The organism is Robbsia andropogonis (genome assembly GCF_000970345.1).
GTDB lineage: Bacteria > Pseudomonadota > Gammaproteobacteria > Burkholderiales > Burkholderiaceae > Robbsia > Robbsia andropogonis.
Map to the genome: position 1 here is coordinate 1 of NZ_LAQU01000194.1, position 1,246 is coordinate 1,246.

Consider the following 1,246-nt stretch of genomic DNA (forward strand, 5'->3'; position numbering starts at 1 on the left):
CACGTTCTTCGAAAAATCCGGCACGAAGATTCAGGTCATCACCAGCAGCGTAGCGTCGTCTACGGAGTGTTCGATGAGCGGCGTCGACGTGTATATTGTGTCGAAGAAACTCGATGGCGGGCTGTAGGGAGGCGTTCGACGAAAGGGTCACCAAAGCAAGAGGGTCGGCATGGGTTACGGAGGGATTTTCCATTTATGGGCGTTGGGCACTTTTAGCCGAATTGTTATTGTCAATGTGTTCCCGGCATCCCAAGGATGCCTGAATGACCCTAACATGATTGGAATGACCTCGCCCACGTTCAGCACTGCGCGGTGCAATGAGGAAATACCATCATCAATGGCGAAACATGGGCCTCGGTGGATTCAAAGTGGACGAGCGGAGATTCCCGCCATTCGGTGCCGTGGCACTTGTCCGCACCTCGTTGAGCGAACTGGTTGGAAAGCCCAACTTGCTTGTCTGACAGGATATTGGCGACAAATCGACCTCCTTGGCGAATATTTGGATAGCTGTCCGAACTGGACATGACGCTGAATGACACCAGCGGCGGGCTCATTGACACGCTATAAAAAGACTGGCAGGTGAAGCCGATAGGCTCGTCATCGACGGGCGAGGTGATCACCGTGATACCGGATGCGTAGTGCCCAAGCGCGTTGCGAAAGTTGCGAGATCGCCCAACGCAATTCTCCGCCTCTGGCCCGCCGCGAGCAGCTCACGGCGGCTATTTTCCGTCCCGGAATCAGTTCGAGAGTTCGCTTCTGACGATTTCTGCGCCTGCACGCAAGGCTTCCAGCTTGCCTTTCGCTATTGCACGAGACAGGGGCGCCATGCCGCAGTTGGTGCAGGGATAGAGCTTGTCGGCATCGACAAACTGGAGTGCCTTTCGCAGGGTATTGGCAACTTCCTCGGGCGTTTCAATGGTATTGCTAGCCACGTCAATAGCCCCCACCATCACTTTCTTGCCGCGAATAAGCGTGATGAGATCCATTGGGACGTGCGAGTTGTGGCATTCGAGCGAGACCATATCGATACTGGATTTCTGAAGCTTCGGAAATGTCTCTTCGTATTGTCGCCACTCCGACCCGAGCGTCTTCTTCCAGTCCGTATTGGCCTTGATGCCATAGCCATAGCAGATGTGTACGGCGGTCTCACACTTGAGACCTTCGATGGCTCGTTCCAGGGTCGCAACGCCCCATTCATTTACTTCGTCGAAGAAGACATTGAACGCGGGCTCGTCGAACTGGATGA

General features: G+C 54.6%; 1 protein-coding gene and 1 pseudogene. Both read right to left on the reverse strand.

Annotated features, from left to right (window positions below; all coding sequences use genetic code 11):
• Positions 1-299: 299 nt before the first annotated feature.
• Positions 300-632: pseudogene (locus WM40_RS27065) on the reverse strand (flavin reductase family protein); the annotation flags it as partial.
• A gap of 105 nt (positions 633-737) precedes the next feature.
• Positions 738-1,246: uroporphyrinogen decarboxylase/cobalamine-independent methonine synthase family protein (locus tag WM40_RS27070; RefSeq protein ID WP_046154645.1), on the reverse strand; the 509-nt coding region annotated here is incomplete at its 5' end.